This is a genomic window from Bacteroidota bacterium, assembly GCA_018698135.1.
In the GTDB taxonomy this organism is placed as follows: Bacteria; Bacteroidota; Bacteroidia; order CAILMK01; family JAAYUY01; genus JABINZ01.
In genome coordinates this window covers 1-24,068 of sequence record JABINZ010000098.1, presented here as the reverse complement: position 1 = coordinate 24,068, position 24,068 = coordinate 1, and the positions used below count along the sequence as shown (strand labels likewise).

The following is a 24,068-nucleotide window of genomic DNA, read 5'->3' as shown; positions in this document are numbered from 1 at the left end:
TTAGATCATCAAATTCTCAATTTCTTCCACTTCGACTGGTATATGTGCCATTAAATCAACTGGTCCTTCTTGTGTAATCAATACGTTTGTCTCAATACGAATTCCCAATCCTTCTTCAGCAATATACAAACCTGGCTCGCAGGAAAGGATCATCCCTTCTTCAAAAACAGTATCTTTATCGCCTACATCATGCACATCCAGTCCAATAAAATGAGAATTTCCATGCATAAAATACTTTGTAAATAAAGGTTTCTCTTTATCCTGTTTGGCCACATCTTCTTCTGAAAACAAGCCAAGTAAAATCATTTGTTCCTCCATTAATTTACCCACTTTCGCATTCAATTCGTTGATGGTAATACCCACCAACATCATGCTTATTGCCTTTTTATAAACAAACAAAACTGCTTCATAACATTCCTTTTGTCGTGTTGAGAATTTTCCACTAACCGGAATTGTACGACTAAGATCTGAAGCATAATTGGCATACTGAGCACCAAAGTCCAAAAGCAATAAGTCTCCATCCTTACAGCTGTCATTATTCTCCGTATAATGAAGGCAAAGTGCATTTTTGCCAGAAGCAATTATTGGGTCGTAGGCATGTCCATTAGCACCACTTATTGTAAACTCATGATCAATTTCAGCTTGAATTTCATACTCTTTAACACCTGCTTTCACAAATTTAATAATCCGCTGAAAAGCATTTTCTGTAATGGAAATTGCTTTCTTGATCAACTCAATTTCGATACTTGATTTTAGCAAACGATGCTTAGCCAAAACAGGAGCTAATCGTTCAAAAGTATGGTTTTGAAATTCCTTCTTCATCCAATCGGTGAAACGCAAATCTCTATAAGGTACTTCTGTTTGAAATTTGGCATATTCAATGGCATTTAAATAAACCTTTTCACACTCATTCATCAATTCCCGCAATAGTATCTCAAAATCATCCAGAAACAACACAGTCTGTATGGCTGAAATTTTCTTCACGTCCTCAATTGTGTATTTTGAACCATCCCAAATGCTAAGCAATTCATTCGGCTTCAAGATGAAAACAACCTCTTTATACTTAGGATTCTTTGCATCCGGATAAAGTAATAGGATGCATTGTTCCTGTTCCAACCCACTGGCCCAAAATAAATCTGAATTCTGATAAAACTTGTGCAATTGATCGCCATTACGTGGAAACTGATCATTAGCATTTAGAATAGCCATGCTATTTGCTTCCAAATCAGCTGCCAGTTTTGCCCGATTATTAATAAATAATTGGGGATCAATTGTATCGTAACGTGACATATTCCTCAGGATTTTTTAAATAATGTAAGCCTTGAACTAAGCCTTCTTTAAAGATTCCCTACCATATTTTCAGGTCTTACCCATTCATCAAACTGTTTGGCTGTTAACAAATTCAGGGCAATAGCTGCTTCTTTTAAAGTTGTGCCTTCAGCATGAGCCTTTTTGGCTATTTTAGCTGCATTATCATAACCAATATGCGTATTTAAAGCAGTTACAAGCATTAATGAATTGTCTAAATGTTGTTTAATTCTAGCATAGTTGGGTTCAATACCTATCGCGCAATTTGTATTAAATGAAACACAAGCATCACCAATTAATCGGGCAGAGTTTAATACATTAAATGCCATCATGGGTTTGAAAACATTCAACTCAAAGTGGCCCGTCATCCCCCCTACAGTCACGGCCATGTCATTACCAGCTACCTGAGCACAAACCATGGTCATCGCTTCTGCTTGCGTTGGATTTACTTTACCGGGCATGATAGAAGAACCTGGTTCATTCGAAGGGATAATTAGCTCACCAATACCTGATCGAGGTCCTGAAGCCAATAGACGTATATCACTGGCAATTTTCATCAAGCTGGTTGCCACTGTTTTTAAAGATCCTGACATTTCAACCATTGCATCGTGTGCAGCTAAGGCTTCAAATTTGTTTTCTGCGCTTACAAAGGGTAATTCTGTTAATTCTGCAATTTTACTGGCTACTAAATCGGCATAACCTTGTGGTGCATTAAGACCTGTACCCACGGCAGTACCTCCCAAAGCAAGTTCAGCTAAATGAAACAGAGAGCTTTCAATGGCCTTTATGCCATGTTCCAATTGAGATGCATAACCTGAAAATTCCTGTCCAACTGTCAAAGGAGTTGCATCCATTAAATGTGTACGGCCAATTTTAACAACTTCCTTGAATGCTTTTGATTTTTCCAGAAGCGTATTGTACAGCGCTTCAATACCGGGAAGTGTATTATCAATAATCAATTTGTAGGATGCAATATGCATAGCAGTTGGATAGGTATCATTTGATGATTGAGACTTATTGACATCATCGTTGGGATGTAAAAACTTTTTATCATCGTTTAGTGAACCTCCATTCACGACATGCCCCCTGTTGGCAATGACCTCATTCAAATTCATATTGGATTGTGTTCCAGAGCCCGTTTGCCACACCACTAAAGGAAACTGATCGTCTAATGTACCGTCTAAAATTTCATCACAAACTTTTGCAATTAATGATGCTTTATCAGCTGCAAGAACCCCTAATTCCATATTAACAAGGGCAGCCGCCTTTTTCAGCACGGCAAAAGCATAAATGATTTCAATAGGCATTTTATCGCCTATATTCCCAATTTTAAAATTTTGTAGCGAACGTTGAGTTTGAGCTCCCCAGTATTTTTCTGCAGGAACTTTAACTTCTCCAAGACTATCTTTTTCAATTCGAAAATCCATATGTGTTTTATTTATTTATCAAAGAAATATGCATCAGTGTAGTTTGAGCGAATCCCAATTAAATGAAAATTACGAAAAGCATAACTAATTAAAATAAGATGAGTTGATTTTATTAAACAAAAAAAAACCGCAGCTCAAAATGAACTACGGTTTCTAATCGTTCAGTATATTCTAGAAAAACTTATATCTCCAGTCTTTAACATCTGCTAGTTCTTTCAAACTTTCCATGGTCTCAAATTGAGCCATACCTTGGAAATTGCTTGTTTTTTCCCTTTTAATTGTGGTCAAATCTTCTGGCATTTCAACTGCAGAAAACTCTTTTAATACAAACTGAAAAACAGCATTTTTGCCAACAATAGGCTTTGAAAGCTGGTTAGGTTGGCTACCAAAAACGTTACCGATTAATAATTTTTCCTCACCTAATCCTGCAACCAGTGCATTCTCAAAACTTGCATCAGTAATTTTATCTACCTGACCACCAATAGCCTCAGCAATAGCAACCAAATCACTTCCGCCAATATCAACAAGCTTAGCTTCCAGCATTACTTTCTTCTTCTCCAATATAACCATCCTTTTCACCTGTTCAGAAACTTTTGCTAAAGGTGCTGGTCCTTTCTCATACACTTCTGTTAAAAGGGCAACAGCATATTGGTCGTCAAGTTCAAAAGCATCACTTATATCACCTAATTTTCCTTTATAGGCCCATGATACCAATGCTGATCCATTTATTAAACCAGGAACTTCCCTTTCTTCAGGGCGAATTTCATTTGCTATTTGCTTATTTAATCCATTTTCATTTACATAGGCTTCAAACTCGTCCATTGTATTGACCTTGCTTCTGAACTTATTAACTTCAGCATAAACCTTATTGGCCGTTTCTTGTGTTGGACTAACTTCTTTGGATATGATCCCTACTTTAATTAAAGTATTGTCAGGATTTTCACTTAAATAAATTAAATGTGCTCCAAATTGTGATTTTACAACAGTATAGTCTCCTTTCTTCAATCTTTTAACTGCATCCATGAAAGGCTTTACCATGGTTTTATCTTTGAACCAACCTAAGTCGCCACCCTTAATAGCTGAATTCTTATCTTCACTATTTCGCATAGCTAATAAAGTAAAATCTGCTCCACCTTTAGCTTCTGCCATTAGTTCACGTGCCTTTTTCATTGCGTCCAGTGTATCTGCATCTGTAGATCCTTTTGGAGCAATTAATATATGACTGGCTTTGTAGTAATTTACAGTATCCTGCTTGCGATCAATAAGCTTAGCAATTTTGAAAGCATTATCTTCAAAATAAGGACCGACAATGCTATCATCATTTTTCAATGTGATAAAAACATGATCGATATTTGAATTGAAATGACCAGGATTACGGTATAATGTATCGAAATGACCATCACTATGAAGCTCAACATAGGTCGAGTCCTTGGTAGTGGCAGCAAAATCAGCACGGATATTGTCTAACTTCGTAAACCAAGATAATGAGTCATCCGATGAGGGGATAATATCCCAAACTACAAAATCAAAAGAACGACTTTCGTCAATCTGATAATCTTCTTTATGTTTATTGAAATATTTCTTAATATCCTCATCTGAAACCTTGATTGTTGAATCCTGAATATCTTTATACGGTAAAGATATGTATTCAAAAGAAGCAAACTGATTACTACTTAAATGAGCTTCTTTAGCCTCAATATCTGTAATATTTAAGCCTGCTTTTATCAAGTTGAAATACTTATTTCTTTTGGTTTCTTTAGCCAATTCAGTTTCAAACTCAAGCCAGATATCCTTGTATTCGGGATAGTCATCCATATTCTTGAGAAAGCCAACCATTTGATTACGATCAAATTCCTTTGTTTCTGGATTAGCAAAAAACTGTTTAACAGCTTCATGAGGCTCGGGGCCACTCACTTTGTATGTAAGCTCTTCCGAAGAAAAAGTTATGCCTATTGCATCATACTCTTTGTCGTAAATAATTTCTTCCTGGATTTTTTCCCAAAGCTCGTTTCGAAGTTGGTCACGTGTACCTTGGTCAACATCGTCAGACTGTACTTTGTTTTTGTATCGTTCAAGTTCAATATCATAGCGATACTGAAAATCCTGATAGGAAATTAATTCCCCATCAATTTCACCAATATCCGTGCTATTATTATTAAACATGCCTGAGTTGTTCTGGAATGCATCGCTAACAATGAATGCAACAATGGAAACACCTATTAACCCCACTGCTAATCCTGAGTATTTCCTGATTGTACCTATAGCTGCCATATTCTGTTTTAATTATTTGACTGTAAATGATTGTTCACCAATTTTAACTCCTTCATTATAAACCTGCACTTTGTATGCACCTTTTTCAAATGGAGAGCCTTTGCCCCAATATATTGTATAAGGGCTAGTTGGATTATTTGAATATTCTAATGTTTCTTTTATTGTATATAGAGATTGCTCTCCCTGATAATCGAATTGACCTGAACCTCTTTCTTCAATGTAAAGTGTTTCACCTTTTGGATTCATTACTTTGACATAGAAAACACGTTCTCCTTCTTTGGCAATAGCATTTTCCTGAATATTAAAAATAACTTTCAGCGCAGTCATTCTGTTTCCTCTCTCAGTAACCTTTTGCTTGCCACCTTTAATCTGAATGCCTTCTACCAAAATAGTTGACGTACGAAGCATTTCTCCTAAACTAACCTTATTCGTTAAATTTACATTTTCATCTGTTAGTTTATCCACTTCGCGTTTAACTTCTGTGACTTCTGTTTTCAAGCCTTCATTCTCAACTGTTAACTTTTCATTCTTTTGCTGAAGCTCTTCAATTTGCTGCTGATACTTTTTAGTATAATACTTTAACTGAGCAATTTCATTTTTTGCAGCATCATATTTGGCTTGTGTAATTTTACCAGCACGAATCATGACTTGAATTTTTTCAGCCAATTCCTCAATTTCTTTTTGCTTTGCAAGAAGCAAGGTATCCTGATCGGTTAGCAAGTCTTTGTATTCGACAATTTGATTTTTGTAACTATCTAACTCCAGATCTAACTCTTCTTTCAGTTCAAGAGTTGATACCAGTTCTTTTGACACCTTATTATTCTTGCGAACTAATTTAAAAATTAAAAAAGCATTGAATAATAATAATAGGATCAGAAAAATTACTAGCAATTGTTTGCCTATACTTTTCTTTTTTGTTACTACTTCAACTTCGCTCATATACTTATGTTTTGTATGATAATTTGACTTCCAATCGCCTCAACCTCAATACTGCTCGAATAATGAAAAGAAATAAGAACCTTCCAATAAGGCATTTTCATCTGAGTCGGAACCATGAACAGCATTCTGCTCAATGTTAGTCCCAAAAATCTTTCTAATTGTACCTTCCGCTGCATCTTCAGGGTTTGTAGCACCAATTATTTTTCTAAAATCTAATACCGCATTTTCTTTCTCTAAAATTGCTACAACAACAGCTGATGAGGTAATATATTTTAACAAACCTTGAAAAAATGGTCTTTCTTTATGAATGGCATAAAACTTAGCGGCCTGATCATCACTGAATTGTGTCTTTTTTAATGCAACAATTTTGAATCCACCTTCATGGATTGCATCCAATACTTTTCCTTCGTAACCCTTCGCTACAACCTCAGGTTTAATTATCGTGAACGTTCTATTTGACATGTTAAAATTTTTGCAAATTTACCTTTTTTATATTAATTCCAGAAAGCGAATTCAAAGAGAATTAATTAGTTACAAACTTTCTGTCATTTTATGATAATAGAACGTATTCAGTTAATAAATATTTTTTCAATCCAAATGCTGATTGGTTACATTTGCTCTAATATAAAAATATTATAAATGAGTACAATTATTGGAATAATACCCAGACAAATTCTGGATTCAAGGGGAACTCCCACTGTTGAAGTTGAAGTTATTACGGAAAATGGAATTATTGGCCGTGCTGCCGTTCCTTCCGGAGCATCCACAGGAATTCATGAAGCGGTGGAGTTAAGAGATGGAAATCAGAGTTATTTCCGAGGAAAGAGTGTTTTGAAAGTTTGTGAGAAAATTATTGATATAATTGAGCCCGCACTTATGGACATGAGTGTTTTCGACCAGAAAATGATCGACAACATTATGCTCGAATTGGATGGAACTGAAAATAAAGGGAATCTTGGAGCCAATGGAATTCTTGCTGTTTCACTTGCTGTTGCACGAGCTGCAGCCGAAGAATGTGATTTGCCTTTGTATAAATATTTAGGAGGAGTTGGTGCTTACACTTTACCTATTCCAATGATGAATATTTTAAATGGAGGGAAACATGCTGATAATAAAATAGATTTTCAGGAATTCATGATCATGCCTGTTGGTGCTGAAACTTTTAGTGACGCATTGAGTATGTCGGCTGATGTTTTCTACAGCCTTAAAGATTATCTGAAAAGCAAGAATCATTCGACCAATGTGGGTGATGAAGGTGGTTTTGCTCCAAATTTAAGTTCTAATGAAGAAGCCATTGAAACGGTTCTAGCAGCTATCGAAAAAGCTGGATACAAAGCAGGGGAAGATTTCTATATAGCATTAGATCCGGCAACTTCAGAAATGTATGACAAAGAAAAACAAGTTTATCGATTTTATAAATCGTCACAAAAGGAAATCAGTTCGGACGAAATGGTTGACTATTGGGTAAACTGGTGCAAAAAATACCCCATCTTATCTATTGAAGATGGTTTAGATGAAGATGATTGGAATGGTTGGGTGTCTTTAAATAAAAAACTTGAAGGTAAAATTCAAATAGTTGGTGACGATCTTTTTGTAACAAACGCTAAACGTTTAGCTAAAGGCATTGAACTAAAAGCTGCAAATTCAATTCTGATTAAAGTAAACCAAATAGGAACGCTTTCAGAAACAATAGAAACCATTCAACTGGCAAACAAAAATAATTTTACATCTGTTATTTCACACCGATCAGGTGAAACCGAGGATACTTTCATCGCTGATTTAGCCGTTGGGATGCATGCTGGTTTGATTAAAACAGGATCTTTGTCGAGGTCTGATAGGATTGCAAAATACAATCAGCTACTTCGTATTGAGGAAGAGCTGGGAGAGGAAGCCCAATATCCAGGTAGAAATTTCAAATTTTTAAAACAATAATATTTGCTTTGAAAAGAGTTTTTAAAATAGTGCGAAACAAATTTGTTTTAACGACACTCATTTTTATTGTTTGGGTTGGGTTTATTGATCGAAACAATTTGGTTTTGACCTATAAAACACGACAGACCATTAACGAACTTGAGCAAAACCGTGCCTATTATTTAAGCGAGATTGAAGAAACCAAGCGAATTAAATACGAATTGCTTAACAACCGCAAAACCCTGGCAAAATTTGCCCGCGAAACCTATTATATGAAAAAACCGGGTGAGGAGATTTTTATTGTGGAAGAAGAGTAAAGCACAGTTCAGCTTGGGATTTATGATAAAAAACAAGAACCTTAATATAGTTCGTTTACTTACAATACTTTTTCTTTTGATCATTTTTCCATATTGTCAATGTAAAAGTGAGAAAGAAACAACTCATGCTGATGACCAGACTGAAGTTAGCAAATTCGAAAACAAGGAAGTTCATGCATTAGGTGATACATGAAACTGCAAAAAAAATTATCGCAACACCTACATTAAACAATTACCCAATTTCTACGAAAATCAAGACTTTATTATTTGCTATTTGGGTGATCTAAACCAAATTGGTGTTACTTATAACTTTCCATATGAGTTTTATATAAGGTGTTGTCCTCTAAACAAAATTGTATTCGAGACAGATTCAGGACAGAAATATCAGGTTGAATCAAAACATGATACATTGATAGTATCTGTGGTTAAACATATCCCAAACTATATTTCTCAAGGTGTTATGCTCAAGACAACACCCATTATTAATTATAAATACACATTAAATAATGAAAGTATTGGAATTGATACAGTGTTGGTATTCAAACGCACAACCTTTACAGATATTAAAATTAAAAAAATAATTAACGAATACAATCGAAGCATCCAGAACTATTTTAATAATCCTGTCGATGCCTTAAGCGTTAATGTTTTTTCAAGTCAATATTATTTGTTTTTTGCAGCAACACAAGGATCTGCTGATGCTATGAACGAGTTTATATCCTATAAAATCAAGTATCAGGAAAAGATTGACTTATTGCTTTATGGCTCCGCTAAAAAGGCTGATAATCTAAGAAAAGAGAGTATTGATACTTACCAGGAAATGCTTGATGTAATCTATATTATTAAAAACTATAGAAAATATTCATATAAATAAGTCCTGCTTATCCTATCGCATCCTTATAAGCTCATGCATCAACATGGTCTCTTGCTAAGGAACTCTGCTGATGCAAACTGCTAATCAAAAAAAATCAGTGTCCTCTATGAGTGACACTGATTGTGCTTTTAAATGAAAATGTTTACCTGAAACCTGCAACAGATTTCTATTTTATTGCATCCTTATAAGCTTCCATATAAGCAAAAATGTATTTGCCTAATACATCAAACTCGATATTTACTTTAGTGCCTGGACGAATGATTTGAAAATTTGTATGATCGTATGTAAAAGGAATAATGGCTACAGTAAACTCACCTGTTTTATTATTAACATTGAAAGCTGTTAAACTTACTCCATCAATGGTTACAGATCCTTTTTCAACTAATAATAAATTTTTACCGGTTTTATATTGAAAAGTATAATACCAACTACCATCTGCCTCTTTGAAATCTGTACAAAGGGCTGTTGTATCCACATGTCCCTGAACAATATGACCATCAAATCGGCTGTCCATTTTGAGGCTTCTCTCTAAATTCACCATGCCACCAACTTTCAGTTCTCCCAAGCTGGTTTTATTCATGGTTTCTTCAACTGCAGTAATTTGATATGAATCTTCGAGTATTTTTTCAATGGTCATGCATACGCCATTGTGAGCAATACTTTGATCCTCGTGTAACTCGCCTATAATATCGGTTTCAATTCTGATTTGGAAATTTGTGCCTTTGTATTCGAGTCTTACTACTTTTCCTAATTTCTCTACTATTCCACTAAACATATAATTACCTTATTAGATTTATCGTTCCTCTCTGACTGACTTGTTTTGGTCCTTCCAGATATATCTGATAAATATCGCAAATATAGTAATATACGCCTTCCGAGCAATCTATGTTTGACTCAAAATCTTTTCCATTCCAATTGATCATTGGATCGTGAGTTTGATATACAATTTGTCCCCAACGATTGAATATTTTCATATTAACATGATCGATGTGCATGCTTCCATCCAATGGTACTACAAAATCATTTATTCCATCTCCGTTGGGTGTGAAGATATTTGGCAAAATGTAATAAGGACAATTATCCACACAAGATTCATTTGAATAAACACTTTCATTACCAAAGGAATCAATGGCGGTAATCACATAACATCCAGCCAGTGAAAATGCCAGAGAGGCGCGATTGTCATTGTAATCTTTACTGCTAAAGCCTTCTATCCGATCAATTAACTTATAGTTGTTTTCCTGTAGCCTTGAGTAATAAATTTGATAAGCAATAACATCAGATGCACAATCTGCATTTGTATATTCCCATTCTAATTCATTACGATGCTCCGGACAAAAAGCATTGGCTTTCAATTCAGGAGGACAAGGAGGTATGGTATCGATAGGCATTTCACATACTTCCTGAGAATAATTTATTATAGGAAATACAAAGCCTGTTCCTGTTAGAAAATAGCCATAGGATTTGATCTTATAACAATATTCTTCTCCGTTGTTCAAGCCTTCATTGACAAATGAGGTATTTTTTGAATAGCCAATTGAATCAAATAACTGGCTTACTTTATTTTGACGATAAACAGCAAAATAGCTGTTATACCAGGGAACATCTACTGTCCAGGAAAGTGTATTTTTCTGATGAGAAGGAATAACATTTAAAAATACGGATGAAGCTGTTTGTGAATTTCCCAGTAAAAATGGATTACCATTATCTGCTCCATAAAACTCAATTTTATAGGTAATTTTATTTTCAATGGTATTTTCAAATGAATCAATAAAAATTGTATCTGACAAATCCAAAAACGAATTTGAATAATAGGAAAAAATAGCTTTAAAACTCCCTCCATTTTTTGACTTCAGAATTCTATTTTCGTAAGGTCCGGTAAAAATAGTTGTATCAATTTGCGTAGGTTTCGACCAATCCAAATAAACGATTCCATTGCTAGCATTTGTTTCAAGAATACTTACATGTGTAATTACTGGAAGCTCTTTTTTCTGGGTTCCACATACTTCTGTGCTTGCATAACCTTCTATTAATTCAAAATTTCCTTCACTCAAATAAATGGCTGTAATTCGATAGCAATAAGTAATTCCCGGGGTTAATCCTTTCCCATTATCATTATCAAAAAACTTGCTGCTGTCTTGTCCAATAATTTTGGCAATTCGCTTAAAACCAGCTTGAGCAGGAATACCGTTTTCACAAACCGTTGTATCCCAATAGGAAGTGTCAATTTTTCGGTAGATATTATAACCTCTTACATTATTACATACTGAAGGCTTATCCCAATCGAGCTCAATACCTTTAATTGTGTTGTTTAAGCTCAGGTTTTCTGGAGCGGGGCCCATTACACGAATAAAAAAGTGTTCTAAATCGGATAATGGCAGAATTTGATGATTATCAACAACTTTAAAAACCACTGAATAGGGCTCTTTTCGAATATGATTACAATCCGGAGTCCAATTAAAAGTAGCAGTTACATCCTTGTATCCTGTAATAACTGATGGACTAACTGTAGCAGGTGATGTGGCTAAAGTAAAGGGTCCACCGTTAGCAGTCATCGTAAGTTTTTGTCCAACATCTTTATCGTGCGCCTTGACTTTAAAATTCAATGTTATGCTTTTCCCTGCTTCAATACAGGTATCTGAAATCTCTTCAAAATATGGAGGATTATTAAGTCCAACCTCCACTATAATTTGCATATCACGAGTGATCGAACCAATATATTTCCCATTCCTATATTCTTCAATGTATATCGCAATGTTGTAGATTCCTCTTTTATCTGGATAATCCCAAACCAAATCACCTGTATAAGAATTGAGTGTGAAACCATTTAATGCATTAGGCTTGAAATAACCTTGCACATCTTTTCCTACATCCATTTTAGGAGGGATTAATGTAAAAACAAGACTGTCTCCATCAGGATCGTAAGCTCCGGGATTGTGCTTAAACACCTGATTCACTTCTGCATAATCTATTGGAGGTTGAAGTAGTATTGGCGATCTGTTCGTTCCAATAAATATATTAATTATTAATTCTGTTTCGACATAAAAAGGTGTTAACACACTGTTCGACATATTCACAATACTCTCTATTCGGTTAGGATCAAAAAAGGAAATTATATATCGACCTGGTCCAGGATAGGTATGAACAGTAGTGTACGTATTTAAACGGGTAGAGTTAGGAAGATACTCGAGGTCATTGATCTTTACAGTTTCCTTAGTATTGTCACCAAAATACAAATCAATTTCATCTCGATTAGCAGCGCTTTGTGTTTCTGTGTAATAAACAACTGTTATTTCGTACTTATATTGATTTGGAACTCCTATCTGTTTGTAAATTATTTCTCCAGCTCTGGCATGAGTAGCATACAAATGACTGCTAAACATGGCAAGCAATGCAAGAAACAAGAAATATTTTATTACAATTCTCATATAATAAGGAGCTAATGTTCAAATATACTAAAATAAGAATCCTCAACAATATAACGATTTATATCCGTTTGGGTTGCCTGGATTTTTAGCGCTATTTTATATGCAAAAACTAATCCCTTAAAATTACAAGCGAAATAAATAATTATTATGGCCTAATATGGAAAGCAAGCTAACTTTGATTTATAATTTGATAATCTTATGAAAAAGAAATTTCCTGTAGAAAATCCTTTAGTCATATCCCTTATTATAGTTGTTATTGCTACGCTAGCTCGACTGTTGTACTTTTCATTGGATAAAGCTAGTCCCTTATTTCTTCACCCAATATTGGATGAAACAGAATTTCTTAGAATAGGTAAACACATCGCAGAAAACGGACCTTTTTATCCCTATCACTTTCTTCATCCTCCACTATATTCATATTTTCTGGGAATTTTAACCGCAATCGGCCTTTCTCTGAAAGGAATTGTAATCGTTCAGTTTATGCTCGGAATTCTTGCCAGCGGAATTCTATATCTGGCACTAATTAAAATCAATAAAACGGCAGCTTTAATAACAGCCCTAATTTGGGCTATTTATCCATTAGAATTATTTGTTGAAAGCAAATTTCTTTCAGAAAACCTGTACATATTCTTATCAATTTCCTTGATATATGTTTTATTACAAGTCAAGCATAAGTGGCTTAATATAATTCTTAGTGCTGTCATTACAGGGCTGCTAATTATTACAAAAACTCAATTCCTGTTGTTTTTTATTGCCTGGTTTTTTCTACTGATTTTTCGTTTTAAAGAAAGTCGCAAGTACGTGCTCACATTTGCAGCAATTGGCCTGCTGTTTCCATTTTTTATTGTGGTGCACAATTATGCAAAAACAGATGGCAAACTCATTTCAGTTTCTAGTAATGGCCCCATGAATCTTTATATTGGCAATTCCAATGATATAGGTGAGACATTAAACATCCGACCTTCAAAATGGAGTGAAGAATTTTTTCCTTCTTTATATGATGAAGCAGGAGTTCAGTTTTTCAGGAATGAAACCGATCCCAACGAAACATATCCCTATCTCATCAATTCCTTTCTGCTTAAAAAAACATGGAACGACAATTTGAAGCTGGGTATCCCGCTTAAAAATATTTTCCTAAAAACTTTGGCTACTTTTCATGCTTCCGAAACACCACGGAATTATGACTTATATGAATACAAGAAATTCAATTCCTATTTGAATAATTCCATTTCAGGAAAATTTATATTCTTTCCGCTAATATTATTCATGTATGCTGCTTTGATTTATGTATTTGTGAAACGCAAACAAATCATTCGCGACAATTCTTTACTGGTTTTTCTTGTTTTATTGATTGCTCATTTATTACCTAGCATATTGTTTTTCAATGCATTCAGATACCGATTAACAGCTGTTCCTATAATCATTTTCTTTGCCATTCTTTTTTATCAAGAATTTGGAAAGGATTTTAAGAAACAAACAGTTCATATTGTGTTGATTTTACTTTTGGGAACAAGTATAAGCAGTGGTATGTTGGTTCAACACATTCCTAAACATGAATCTTATGACACCTTTGCGGATGGATTTTTAGAAAAAGGTAAAACAAAAACAGCCGACAAATATTATAATAAGGCGCTGGCTATCATGGAAAAAGAAGATCCTGAGGCAGCAGAACACTCCCGAACATTCGAACAAAAAGCACTTCTGGCAGAAAAGGAAGGAGACTACCAGAAAGCAATTACCTATTTGGATCAAGCGATTGAAGCTGGTCAAAACACCATGCTTAACTTCTATAATCGAGCCTCCTTAAAATACAAAAAAGGTGATTTTCAAGGAGCTTTGGCCGATTACACTCAAGCTCTTCAGTTAGAGAAATTTGATTTGAAAAAGCTCTCATCTACTTGGTATGGCATGGGCATAACACATATTAAGTTGCAGGATTACGATGCCGCCATGAATGATTTCACACAAGCAATTATAACCGATTCAAGCAATGGAAAAGCATGGGCAAATCGAGGCATTTTAAAAGGACAATTAGGTGATTTTATTAATGCATTGGCAGATTTGAATACTTCGATTGACATAGAGCCCGGTTATGATAAAGCATATTGCAACAGAGGAATTGCTTATTTAACTTTGGGTCAACCCAACCAAGCACTTCCTGATTTTAATATTGCTTTGGAAATTAATCCAAATTATGCACAAGTGTATTTTCTCAGGGCAATGACTAATCTGGATATAGGACAAAAAGAAGGGACTTGCGATGATTTGCGTAGAGCTTATCAAATGGGATTTCAAGCAGCTGGCCAGGAAATAGAAAAACATTGTGAATAATAAGACTTCAAACCACATATTGCTGATTACCAATCATAAATGATATTTTGCATCAAGATTTATCCTTGTAATCTGTAAATTTGATTTTCAATTTACTAGGTAGATTTGAACGATCGACATAAAAAAAGCCAATTTGAACAAGTCAAATTGGCTTTACAATGTTTATTCTCAGCAATTACACATTCTGCTTCTTGATTAAATTCAAAGCACTACCTGCTTTAAACCACTCAATTTGTTGAGCATTGTAAGAATGATTAACAACTATTTCATCTGAACTTCCATCAATATGAGTGAATTTCAATGTCAATTGTTTTTTGGGAGCAAAATCATGTAAGTCGAGGAAGTCAATGGTATCATCTTCCAAAATCTTGTCATAATCTGATTTATCATTGAAAGTTAGTCCAAGCATTCCTTGCTTTTTCAAATTCGTTTCATGAATTCGGGCAAACGACTTAACCAGCACAGCTCTTACACCCAAATGTCTGGGCTCCATGGCTGCATGTTCGCGAGATGAGCCTTCACCATAATTTTCATCACCCACAACAATTGTTGGAATTCCTGCTGCCTTATAAGAACGTTGTGTGGCAGGAACAGCATCTGTTTCTCCATTAATCTGGCTTTTTACAGCATTTGTTTGCCCATTGTAAGCATTTACAGCACCAATCAAACAATTGTTTGAGATATTATCTAAATGACCTCTAAAGCGCAACCAAGGACCAGCCATCGAAATATGGTCTGTTGTGCATTTTCCCTGCGCTTTTATCAATAGTTTCATTCCGGTAATATTTTCACCATTCCAAGGTGCAAAAGGCTCCAATAATTGCAATCTTTCAGAATCTATTTTAACATTGATTTCGATTCCACTACCATCTTTTTCGGGTGCCTGATAACCAGCATCCTCTACTGCAAATCCTTTAGGTGGTAATTCCCAACCTGTAGGAGGATCTATCATAACTTCTTCACCATGCTCATTAATTAACTTATCGGTTATGGGATTGAAAGTTAAATCGCCTGCAATAGCTAAAGCTGTGACAATTTCTGGAGAGGCCACAAAGGCATGGGTATTTGGATTTCCATCAGCCCGTTTGGCAAAATTTCTATTAAAGGAATGTACAATTGAATTTTTTTCTTCTTTCTCTGCACCTTCTCTCGCCCACTGCCCAATGCAAGGTCCGCAAGCATTGGCAAATACTTTTCCGCCAATTTGATTAAAGGTATCAATAAAACCATCTCTTTCAATGGTAAATCGTACCAGCTCAGAACCCGGAGTAACTGTAAAATCAGCTTTTACATGTAAGTTTTTATCAGCAGCTTGCTTGGCAATACTTGCTGCTCTCGAAATATCTTCATAAGAGGAGTTGGTGCATGAACCTATCAATCCTACATCAATTTTGGTTGGCCAGCCCTTTTCTTTTGCGACTTGTTTCATTTTCGAAATTGGCGTATCTAAATCGGGTGTAAATGGTCCATTTAAATGAGGTTCTAATTCCGAAAGATTAATTTCAATCAACTGATCAAAATACTGTTCAGGATTTTCATAAACTTCTTTGTCGCCAGTTAAATGCTCTGCAACCTCATCAGCTAAGTCAGCTACTTCTTTACGGCCAGTGGCTTCCAAATATCTTCTCATGGATTTATCAAATCCAAAAGTGGATGTAGTTGCTCCAATTTCTGCACCCATATTACAAATGGTTCCTTTTCCTGTGCATGACATGGATTCGGCACCTTCTCCAAAATATTCAACAATTGCTCCAGTGCCACCTTTAACAGTTAAAATACCAGCAACTTTCAAAATAACATCCTTAGGAGATGTCCATCCATTTAGCTTTCCTGTTAGCTTTACGCCAATTAGTTTAGGCATTTTAAGTTCCCAAGGCATTCCGGCCATCACATCAACAGCATCAGCACCACCCACACCTATGGCAACCATTCCCAGTCCACCTGCATTCACTGTATGGGAGTCAGTCCCAATCATCATACCGCCAGGAAAAGCATAATTTTCCAACACAACCTGATGAATTATACCAGCACCGGGTTTCCAAAAACCGATTCCATATTTACTGGAAACAGATGATAAGAAGTTAAAAACTTCATCATTCTTATTAATTGCATCCTGAAGATCAGCATCTGCACCAATTTTTGCCTGAATTAAATGATCGGCATGAACAGTTGATGGCACTGCTGCTTGTTTTTTACCCGCTTGCATAAACTGCAATAAAGCCATTTGTGCTGTTGCATCTTGCATAGCAACACGATCGGGAGCAAAATCAACATAATCATTTCCCCGTTGAAAACTCCTTAATTCAGTATTTGTATGAAGATGTGTATACAGAATTTTTTCTGCTAAAGTTAGCGGTGTATTCAGCTCTTTACGAGCTGCAGCAATTTTATCAGGAAGTTGGCTGTAAACTTTTTTAATTAAATCAAGATCAAAAATCATGGTTATTCTTTAAGATTTAGTGCTTAAATATTCTTTTAATGCATTGATATTAGCAATATCGTCTGATTTAACGCCTTTGGCATCTGCAATCATCAAACTAACCCAATCAAGGGTATAAATAATTTCATATAAATCCCTCAGGGTAAATCCCAAAAGATTAACATCAATGACATTGTTGTTATTTTTTTGCAACAAGCCTTTAACAAAGGCAAAACGATTGCATACTTTCTGATTTTCACAACTATCAATAAACACAAAATTTGAATTCAATTCGCCATAATATGATTCGATTACATTGTGATTTGCTTCAGGTAATTCATGCACAAATGCTTCACATTTTGCATTTTCCTGTAACTGTTGTGCAAACCGGAGACCTATTGGAAAGGCTGCAGGATCAGTATTGATCACACATTTTCCACTTTCAAAATCTAATTTAAACTTGGCGAAAAGTTTCTCTGCTCTTGTTATAAAAACATCTGTTTCTTTCAGATGCATCATCAAACTCCGAATGTTATTGTGCAAACTTTGTTTGAGCAATTCAGAGAAAATCAACACTAAAAAGGTTAAGGAGTAACCCAAAGCCATTCGTGGTTGAAAACCCTTTTCTGCTTCGAAAATCTGAATATTTGCTTCCAGTGCTAATTCTTGCAATAAGCCACCGGTTGTAATAACCAAAACAGTTGCATGCTTTTCAATTGCAGAAATATATAAGCTCAAGGTTTCTTCTGTATTTCCAGAATAAGAACTTAATATAACCAGCGATTTTTCACCTACATAAGCAGGTAAATTGTAGTCGGATACAATTTCAATTGGCACAGGACTCGTTCCGTGAAAATAACTTTTTGCAATACGACCAGCTATACCAGAGCCTCCCAGTCCACCAATTACAACATGACTAAATTGATCAATAGAAAGATTATGACGATCATAATTATTCAATGCAAATTCGATCTGATCAGGAAACTTTGCAAGAAATGCTTTTTGATATTTCATTTGTGTTCATTAAAAGACTGCAAATTTAAACTTTAATTGTCGAATTAATAGAGCAGGAAACTGTTAATCGATAAACAACTAAGCATCTGATAATACAACATATTTTAATTGTTGAATAATTAAATCTGAATCAGCATAACTATTCTGCTAATTTTTATAGTTTTGCAAACTATTTTTACACTTAAATAAATCAATAGATTCGATTATGAAGAAGTACTTCGCATTATTTTTATCGCTTTTGGCTATACCTACACTGGCTTTAGCGAGTGAAGCCGATTTGGTAATACCTCAGGCAATTCAAGATCAGGGGATTTTATATTGGGGGTTTTTAATCACGTTTGCCGGTTTTATGTTTGGTTTATACCAATTCATGAAAGTTAAAAAAATCAGAGCACACAAGTCTATGCTCGAAGTTGCACATGTTATATATGAAACGGGTAAAACCTATCTTATACAACAAGGTAAATTTCTAGCTATACTATTTCTATTTATAGGTGCAGCTGTTGCTTTCTATTTTGGATTTTTATCTAAACACGAGGTCATAGACGCTGAAACTGGAATTTCCCATCTCGAAAACTCCTTCAGTGCTGGAGGTGTTCTTATGATTTTAGGTTGGACTGTTATTGGTATACTAGGCTCCTATAGTGTGGCCTGGTTTGGTATTCGAATGAATACATTGGCCAACTCAAGAATGGCTTTTGCTTCCTTAGAAAAAAAACCTATCAAACTGTTAAACATTCCTTTGAATGCAGGTATGAGTATTGGTGTTGTTCTGATTTCTCTGGAATTAATCATGATGCTTATGATTCTATTGTTTGTTCCAGGTAAATATGCCGGAGCAAGTTTTATTGGTTTTGCTATTGGTGAATCCTTGGGTGCATCTGTTTTACGTATTGCAGGTGGTATCTTCACTAAAATTGCTGACATCGGTTCCGACCTCATGAAAGTGATCTTTAAAATTGGAGAAGACGATCCAAGAAACCCAGGTACTATTGCCGATTGTGTTGGTGATAATGCCGGGGATAGTGTTGGTCCAACAGCCGATGGATTTGAAACTTATGGAGTAACCGGAGTAGCCATTATTTCATTTATACTTCTTGCTATTACAGATAAAGTGTTGGGAGCTGTAGCTTTAAGCAATCCTGATTTTATTCTGACATTAGCTAACGCATTAAATATTGAATCCTTTTCAATATCCAGTGAAGTTGCCATGGGCAGTTTAGCTTCAGCCTTACAAGTAAAATTATTAGTTTGGATTTTTGTCATGCGTATACTGATGATTGTAACTTCAGTTGTTGCCTTTTGGATCAATGGAGCAATTACCAAAATGAAATATCAGCATGCAGAAGATCTTGATTTTGAAAAACCACTGACATCGCTGGTTTGGATTACCTCTATTCTTTCGATTGTTGTGACCTTTATTGCCAGTTATATTTTACTTGCAGCACTTCCAATTAATATTTGGATAACACTTTCAGTTATTATTAGTGCAGGTACATTGGGTGCCGCATTGATTCCTGAGTTTACCAAGCTATTTACCAGTCCTAAGTCAACTCATGTTGCCGAAGTAGTGGAAGCCTCAAAGAAAGGTGGAGCATCACTGAATATACTTTCAGGATTAGTAGCCGGTAACTTCAGTGCTTTCTGGAAAGGAATGGTTTTCTTCCTCCTTATGTTTATTGCGTATTATGCAAGTACATTCGGCTTGGAAAACTTCATGGTATACCCATCTATTTTTGCGTTTGGTTTGGTTGCTTTTGGTATGCTGGGCATGGGTCCTGTAACCATAGCTGTCGATAGTTACGGACCAGTTACTGACAATGCACAATCAATTTATGAGTTATCATTAATTGAAGAAAACAGAGAAGAAACGATTGCTGAAATTGAAAAAGATTTTGGCTTTACACCTGATTTTGAGAAATCAAAATATTTTCTTGAAGCAAACGATGGTGCTGGAAACACTTTTAAAGCAACCGCAAAACCTGTATTAATAGGAACAGCTGTTGTGGGTGCAACCACCATGATATTCTCCTTGATTTTAGTTATACAAAGCACATTAGGTGTAGAACCAGAAAGTATCCTAAATGTGTTGAATCCTTATACAATTATGGGATTCCTGCTTGGAGGAGCAGTTGTATATTGGTTTACCGGTGCATCAATACAAGCAGTTACCACAGGAGCTGCAAGAGCAGTTGAATATATCAAGTTACACATCAATCTTGATCCAAATGCGCCTAAAAAAGCAGATGTAGAACAATCACGCGAAGTAGTGAAAATTTGTACTGTCTATGCACAAAAAGGCATGTGGAATATTTTCATAGCAATCTTTAGTTTTGCTTTGGCATTTGCATTTTTGGCTGCTCCATCGAAACTTACACCTGAGATGACAGATATTGCTGAAATAACTAAATTTAGCGCTCCAGTAGCCTTATTTGTTGGGTATTTATTATCTATTGCTTTTTTTGGTTTGTACCAAGCTATTTTTATGGCCAATGCAGGTGGATCATGGGATAATGCTAAAAAGGTGATTGAAGTGGATATGCAAGAAAAAGGAACTCCTTTACACGATGCATCTGTTGTTGGTGATACCGTAGGTGATCCATTTAAGGACACATCCTCTGTTGCACTTAATCCTGTTATTAAGTTTACTACTTTGTTTGGCTTATTGGCAATGGAAATTGCTATTTCCGTACAATTCAGAAGCATTGCTCCATATATTGGAGCAGCATTTTTAGCAGTTGCTCTTTATTTTGTTTGGAGATCATTCTACAAAATGAGAATTAATTCATAGCATTTTATTTAGTATACATACTAAGGTTGGTTTCGAAAGAGGCCAACCTTTTTTTTAGGACTTTTAGTAAGCATTTCTAAATTGATTTTGATCCAGATTAGCATCTGTTGTATGAGAACATATAGAAGTGTATAGCTAAAATATTTTCATTAAGTTTACGCCAATTCCAAACTATTCAAATGAAAAAACTAATTCAATTTTTAATCGATCACATTAAATCCGATTTCAAACTGAATATCTATTTGTATGTAGTGTTTTTCATTGCAACAATCACTTTCATTGCCTATCGTTATGATGTAAACAGGATTTTTATAGGTCATCATTTTGGATCATTTAAAGGCATATTGGCCTACTTAAGCATTAATTTGATTGCCTATTATGGGGTTGCTATTCCCTTATTATTGCTCCGAAAAAAGCACAATATCCTAGCATCTTCAGCTTTTTGGATATTAAGTATGTCCTTTCTGATTCTGATTGCTTTTGAACGTGGCATTTATCAGCACAAGCACTTTGTATCAGCATTTAATTCATATGAAGAAGGACTCTTCTTTTACAAAACATTAGGCAACCTCAAAGGTGTTATTGTTTATTTTATTCCACTATACATCCTAAAACTCATTTACGATAAAAACGCAAAAGGACTCTTCGGACTTCGAAGAAAGAATGCTTTTATGAAACCTTTTGTGTTAATGATTCTTATCATATTGCCTATGGTTATTTGGGCCTCTTTTCAATCCGATTTCCAATATACATACCCCATATTTAAACCCTGGCAATTTGGAGAACTTTTCAACCTGAACAACTGGCAATCGTTAATACTTTTTGAAGCAGCATATACTATTGACTTCATTACGGTTGAGCTTATTTATAGAGGTGCTTTGGTTGTCGGAATGAGCATAATATTAGGCAAGGATGCCATCTTGCCCATGGTGTCATTATATGTAGCCATTCATTTTGGAAAACCATTAGCAGAAACAATTTCCTCTGCTTTTGGGGGATATATTTTGGGTGTATTTGCATTGAATTTACGTAACATCTGGGGTGGTGCTTTTATCCATATTGGACTGGCCTTAATGATGGAGGCTGCTGCATTGATGCAACATTATCTTAGATCATAGACTTGGATAGATCATCTCCTCCAAACCTTAAAGAATTACAAATATTAACCTGTTTTGCGTTTGAAAAAGAAATGTAGAAACATGTATTAGATGAATAAAACTCAATTAGCGATAATAGGGGGGTTTATAAAACTTCATGCAAAAATTTCTGACACGAAGATGCACAAAGAATACACAAAGACTCACGAAGAAGAATCATTAAGAAACATACATATAACACCAATTAGATTTGACTTATAAAATCTTAACCGCTAAACGGGTAAATATTAATAAGCATGTAGTCTAATACAATATTTATGGCTCAAGTGAATACGTTTTTAAGCTCAAATTCATTGAAGTTTTGAGCTCTATTTGCACCTCATCTGAGCTACAAATAAAGATCATTGGTCATTATTCTCAATCACCATCATCCGCTTCTTCCCCATCATATCCTGTAAAAAATCAACATTGAAAAAACCAGAATCGATGTATAACGATTTTGTTTCATTGGCTAAACCCTCATTAATTTCGAGATAGATTTTCCCTTTTGGGACTAAATATCTCTTACTGAATTCAGCAATAGATTTGTAAAATAATAGTGGATTTTCTTCGGGAACAAAAAGAGCTAATTCCGGCTCATATTCCAGAACATTTTTTTGCATCTGGAGCTTATCAGATTGGGTTACATAAGGAGGATTGCTGATAATCACATCAAACTTTTGATTGCTAAACTTTTGCCATTCTCTCTCATTCAGAATATCAATTTGCGTGAATTCAACATCCACTCCATTGACTTTTGCATTTTCTTTTGCCAAATTCAAGGCTTTTTCTGAAACATCAATTGCCTGAACATTTGCTTTGGGTAGCTTGTTTTTAATACTAATAGCAATGCATCCGCTACCTGTTCCAATGTCCAAAATCCGTATTGACGCATCTTTAAAATCATTCAAAACCAATTGAATCAATTCCTCTGTTTCTGGACGGGGAATTAATACATCTTTATTCACCTTAATTTTCAAATCCATGAAATAAGCAAAACCAACTATATGTTGAATGGGTATTTGTTGAAGCAAATCTGCTTCAGCATATTTTAATTTTATCAAATCACTTTTGGAAAGGACATCAGAATTTTTTGTAAATATATCTGTTTTACGAATTCCAAGAAGATCTTCAAACAAAAGGTAGACAATTGCCTGTGCCTCTAGCTCTCCATACAGACTGCTAAGTTTAGCTACAATATGATTAAATTCGTGAATCAATTTATTTGTCTAATATAAATTTGTAGGCGTCATTGCGAGCGAAGCAAAGCAATCTGTTTTTGACTGCTAGGTTTCAATTCAGGAGATAGCTTCAGTCGTTCCTCCCTGCCTTGTCGGCAGACAGGCTTCGCTTTGACGGTACTAATTTAATAGTTCAAAAGTAATTAGAATCAATTTAGCATAATATGCCGCATCAAATCTACATGCAAAGATGTTTACAACTAGCAGCAAATGGTTTTCCAGCTGTAATGCCTAACCCAATGGTTGGCTGCGTAATTGTGCATGAAGATGAAATTATTGGAGAAGGATACCATATTGCCTATGGTCGGCCACACGCTGAGGTTAATGCAATCAACAGTGTTAAGAACAAGGATCTTCTAAAAGAATCAACTTTATATGTGAACCTTGAGCCATGCTCTCATCATGGAAAAACACCTCCTTGTGCTGATTTAATTATTGAAAAGAAAATACAGCATGTGGTTATTGGCGCTTGTGATCCAAATCCCCAAGTGGCAGGCAATGGGATTAAAAAGCTGAATGATGCAGGTGTTCAAGTAACATCCGGTATTTTGCGAGAAGAGGCTCAAGAGCTGAATAAAAGGTTTTATATGTTTCACAAAAAAAAGAGACCTTTTATCATTCTCAAATATGCTAAAAGCAAGGATGGTTTTATGGCCCCTGC

Annotated in this window: 18 protein-coding genes; 8 read left to right on the top strand and 10 right to left on the bottom strand. The window is 35.2% G+C overall.

What is annotated here, in order from left to right:
- The 5 genes from HOG71_06145 to ndk form a co-directional block, all read right to left on the bottom strand.
- Nucleotides 1-1,290 (bottom strand): M24 family metallopeptidase, encoded by a 1,290-nt coding sequence (locus tag HOG71_06145; protein ID MBT5990416.1) that lies wholly within the window; start codon nucleotides 1,288-1,290, stop codon nucleotides 1-3.
- Nucleotides 1,291-1,337: 47 nt separating this feature from the next.
- Nucleotides 1,338-2,735 carry a class II fumarate hydratase gene (fumC, locus tag HOG71_06140; protein MBT5990415.1) on the bottom strand — a complete coding sequence of 466 codons (1,398 nt, stop codon included), beginning with the start codon at nucleotides 2,733-2,735 and terminating at the stop codon, nucleotides 1,338-1,340.
- Nucleotides 2,736-2,906: 171 nt separating this feature from the next.
- The gene (locus tag HOG71_06135) at nucleotides 2,907-5,006 is read right to left on the bottom strand and encodes a hypothetical protein (GenBank protein MBT5990414.1); all 2,100 of its coding nucleotides are present in this window, start codon (nucleotides 5,004-5,006) and stop codon (nucleotides 2,907-2,909) included.
- Nucleotides 5,007-5,018: 12 nt separating this feature from the next.
- Entirely contained in the window at nucleotides 5,019-5,945 is a 927-nt protein-coding gene (locus HOG71_06130) for a hypothetical protein (protein ID MBT5990413.1), read from the bottom strand.
- Nucleotides 5,946-5,990: 45 nt separating this feature from the next.
- A complete protein-coding gene (gene ndk, locus HOG71_06125) occupies nucleotides 5,991-6,407 on the bottom strand; it encodes a nucleoside-diphosphate kinase (GenBank protein ID MBT5990412.1) in 417 nt (138 codons plus the stop codon).
- Between the two features lie 177 nt (nucleotides 6,408-6,584).
- On the opposite strand from ndk, the gene eno reads away from it, so the two are divergent.
- The 4 genes from eno to HOG71_06105 all read left to right on the top strand — a co-directional run bounded on the left by eno (nucleotide 6,585) and on the right by HOG71_06105 (nucleotide 9,047).
- Entirely contained in the window at nucleotides 6,585-7,877 is a 1,293-nt protein-coding gene (gene eno, locus HOG71_06120) for a phosphopyruvate hydratase (GenBank protein MBT5990411.1), read from the top strand.
- An 8-nt stretch (nucleotides 7,878-7,885) separates the two neighbouring features.
- A complete protein-coding gene (locus HOG71_06115; GenBank protein MBT5990410.1) occupies nucleotides 7,886-8,173 on the top strand; it encodes a septum formation initiator family protein in 288 nt (95 codons plus the stop codon).
- A 22-nt stretch (nucleotides 8,174-8,195) separates the two neighbouring features.
- Nucleotides 8,196-8,366 carry a hypothetical protein gene (locus HOG71_06110; protein MBT5990409.1) on the top strand — a complete coding sequence of 57 codons (171 nt, stop codon included), beginning with the start codon at nucleotides 8,196-8,198 and terminating at the stop codon, nucleotides 8,364-8,366.
- Nucleotides 8,367-8,447: 81 nt separating this feature from the next.
- Entirely contained in the window at nucleotides 8,448-9,047 is a 600-nt protein-coding gene (locus HOG71_06105) for a hypothetical protein (GenBank protein MBT5990408.1), read from the top strand.
- Nucleotides 9,048-9,213: 166 nt separating this feature from the next.
- Here the strand turns inward: HOG71_06105 and HOG71_06100 are convergent, their stop codons facing one another.
- Both HOG71_06100 and HOG71_06095 read right to left on the bottom strand, forming a co-directional pair.
- A complete protein-coding gene (locus tag HOG71_06100; GenBank protein ID MBT5990407.1) occupies nucleotides 9,214-9,822 on the bottom strand; it encodes a riboflavin synthase in 609 nt (202 codons plus the stop codon).
- Nucleotides 9,823-9,826: 4 nt separating this feature from the next.
- Nucleotides 9,827-12,475, bottom strand: a complete 2,649-nt coding sequence (locus tag HOG71_06095) for a T9SS type B sorting domain-containing protein (GenBank protein ID MBT5990406.1) — start codon at nucleotides 12,473-12,475, stop codon at nucleotides 9,827-9,829.
- A 198-nt stretch (nucleotides 12,476-12,673) separates the two neighbouring features.
- Between HOG71_06095 and HOG71_06090 the strand changes: the two genes are divergently transcribed.
- Nucleotides 12,674-14,806 carry a tetratricopeptide repeat protein gene (locus tag HOG71_06090; protein MBT5990405.1) on the top strand — a complete coding sequence of 711 codons (2,133 nt, stop codon included), beginning with the start codon at nucleotides 12,674-12,676 and terminating at the stop codon, nucleotides 14,804-14,806.
- A 175-nt stretch (nucleotides 14,807-14,981) separates the two neighbouring features.
- Here the strand turns inward: HOG71_06090 and HOG71_06085 are convergent, their stop codons facing one another.
- Together HOG71_06085 and HOG71_06080 are read right to left on the bottom strand one after the other, a co-directional pair.
- A complete protein-coding gene (locus HOG71_06085) occupies nucleotides 14,982-17,246 on the bottom strand; it encodes an aconitate hydratase (GenBank protein MBT5990404.1) in 2,265 nt (754 codons plus the stop codon).
- Between the two features lie 9 nt (nucleotides 17,247-17,255).
- Nucleotides 17,256-18,239, bottom strand: a complete 984-nt coding sequence (locus tag HOG71_06080; GenBank protein MBT5990403.1) for an SIS domain-containing protein — start codon at nucleotides 18,237-18,239, stop codon at nucleotides 17,256-17,258.
- A gap of 205 nt (nucleotides 18,240-18,444) precedes the next feature.
- Here HOG71_06080 and HOG71_06075 point away from each other — a divergent pair, with 205 nt between their 5' ends.
- The gene (locus HOG71_06075; protein MBT5990402.1) at nucleotides 18,445-21,030 is read left to right on the top strand and encodes a sodium-translocating pyrophosphatase; all 2,586 of its coding nucleotides are present in this window, start codon (nucleotides 18,445-18,447) and stop codon (nucleotides 21,028-21,030) included.
- A gap of 179 nt (nucleotides 21,031-21,209) precedes the next feature.
- Nucleotides 21,210-22,148 carry a hypothetical protein gene (locus HOG71_06070; GenBank protein MBT5990401.1) on the top strand — a complete coding sequence of 313 codons (939 nt, stop codon included), beginning with the start codon at nucleotides 21,210-21,212 and terminating at the stop codon, nucleotides 22,146-22,148.
- Between the two features lie 380 nt (nucleotides 22,149-22,528).
- On the opposite strand, the gene prmC is transcribed toward HOG71_06070, so the two are convergent.
- A complete protein-coding gene (prmC, locus tag HOG71_06065) occupies nucleotides 22,529-23,386 on the bottom strand; it encodes a peptide chain release factor N(5)-glutamine methyltransferase (protein MBT5990400.1) in 858 nt (285 codons plus the stop codon).
- Between the two features lie 185 nt (nucleotides 23,387-23,571).
- Here prmC and ribD point away from each other — a divergent pair.
- The coding region (ribD, locus tag HOG71_06060) for a bifunctional diaminohydroxyphosphoribosylaminopyrimidine deaminase/5-amino-6-(5-phosphoribosylamino)uracil reductase RibD (GenBank protein MBT5990399.1) at nucleotides 23,572-24,068 on the top strand (497 nt) is incomplete at its 3' end.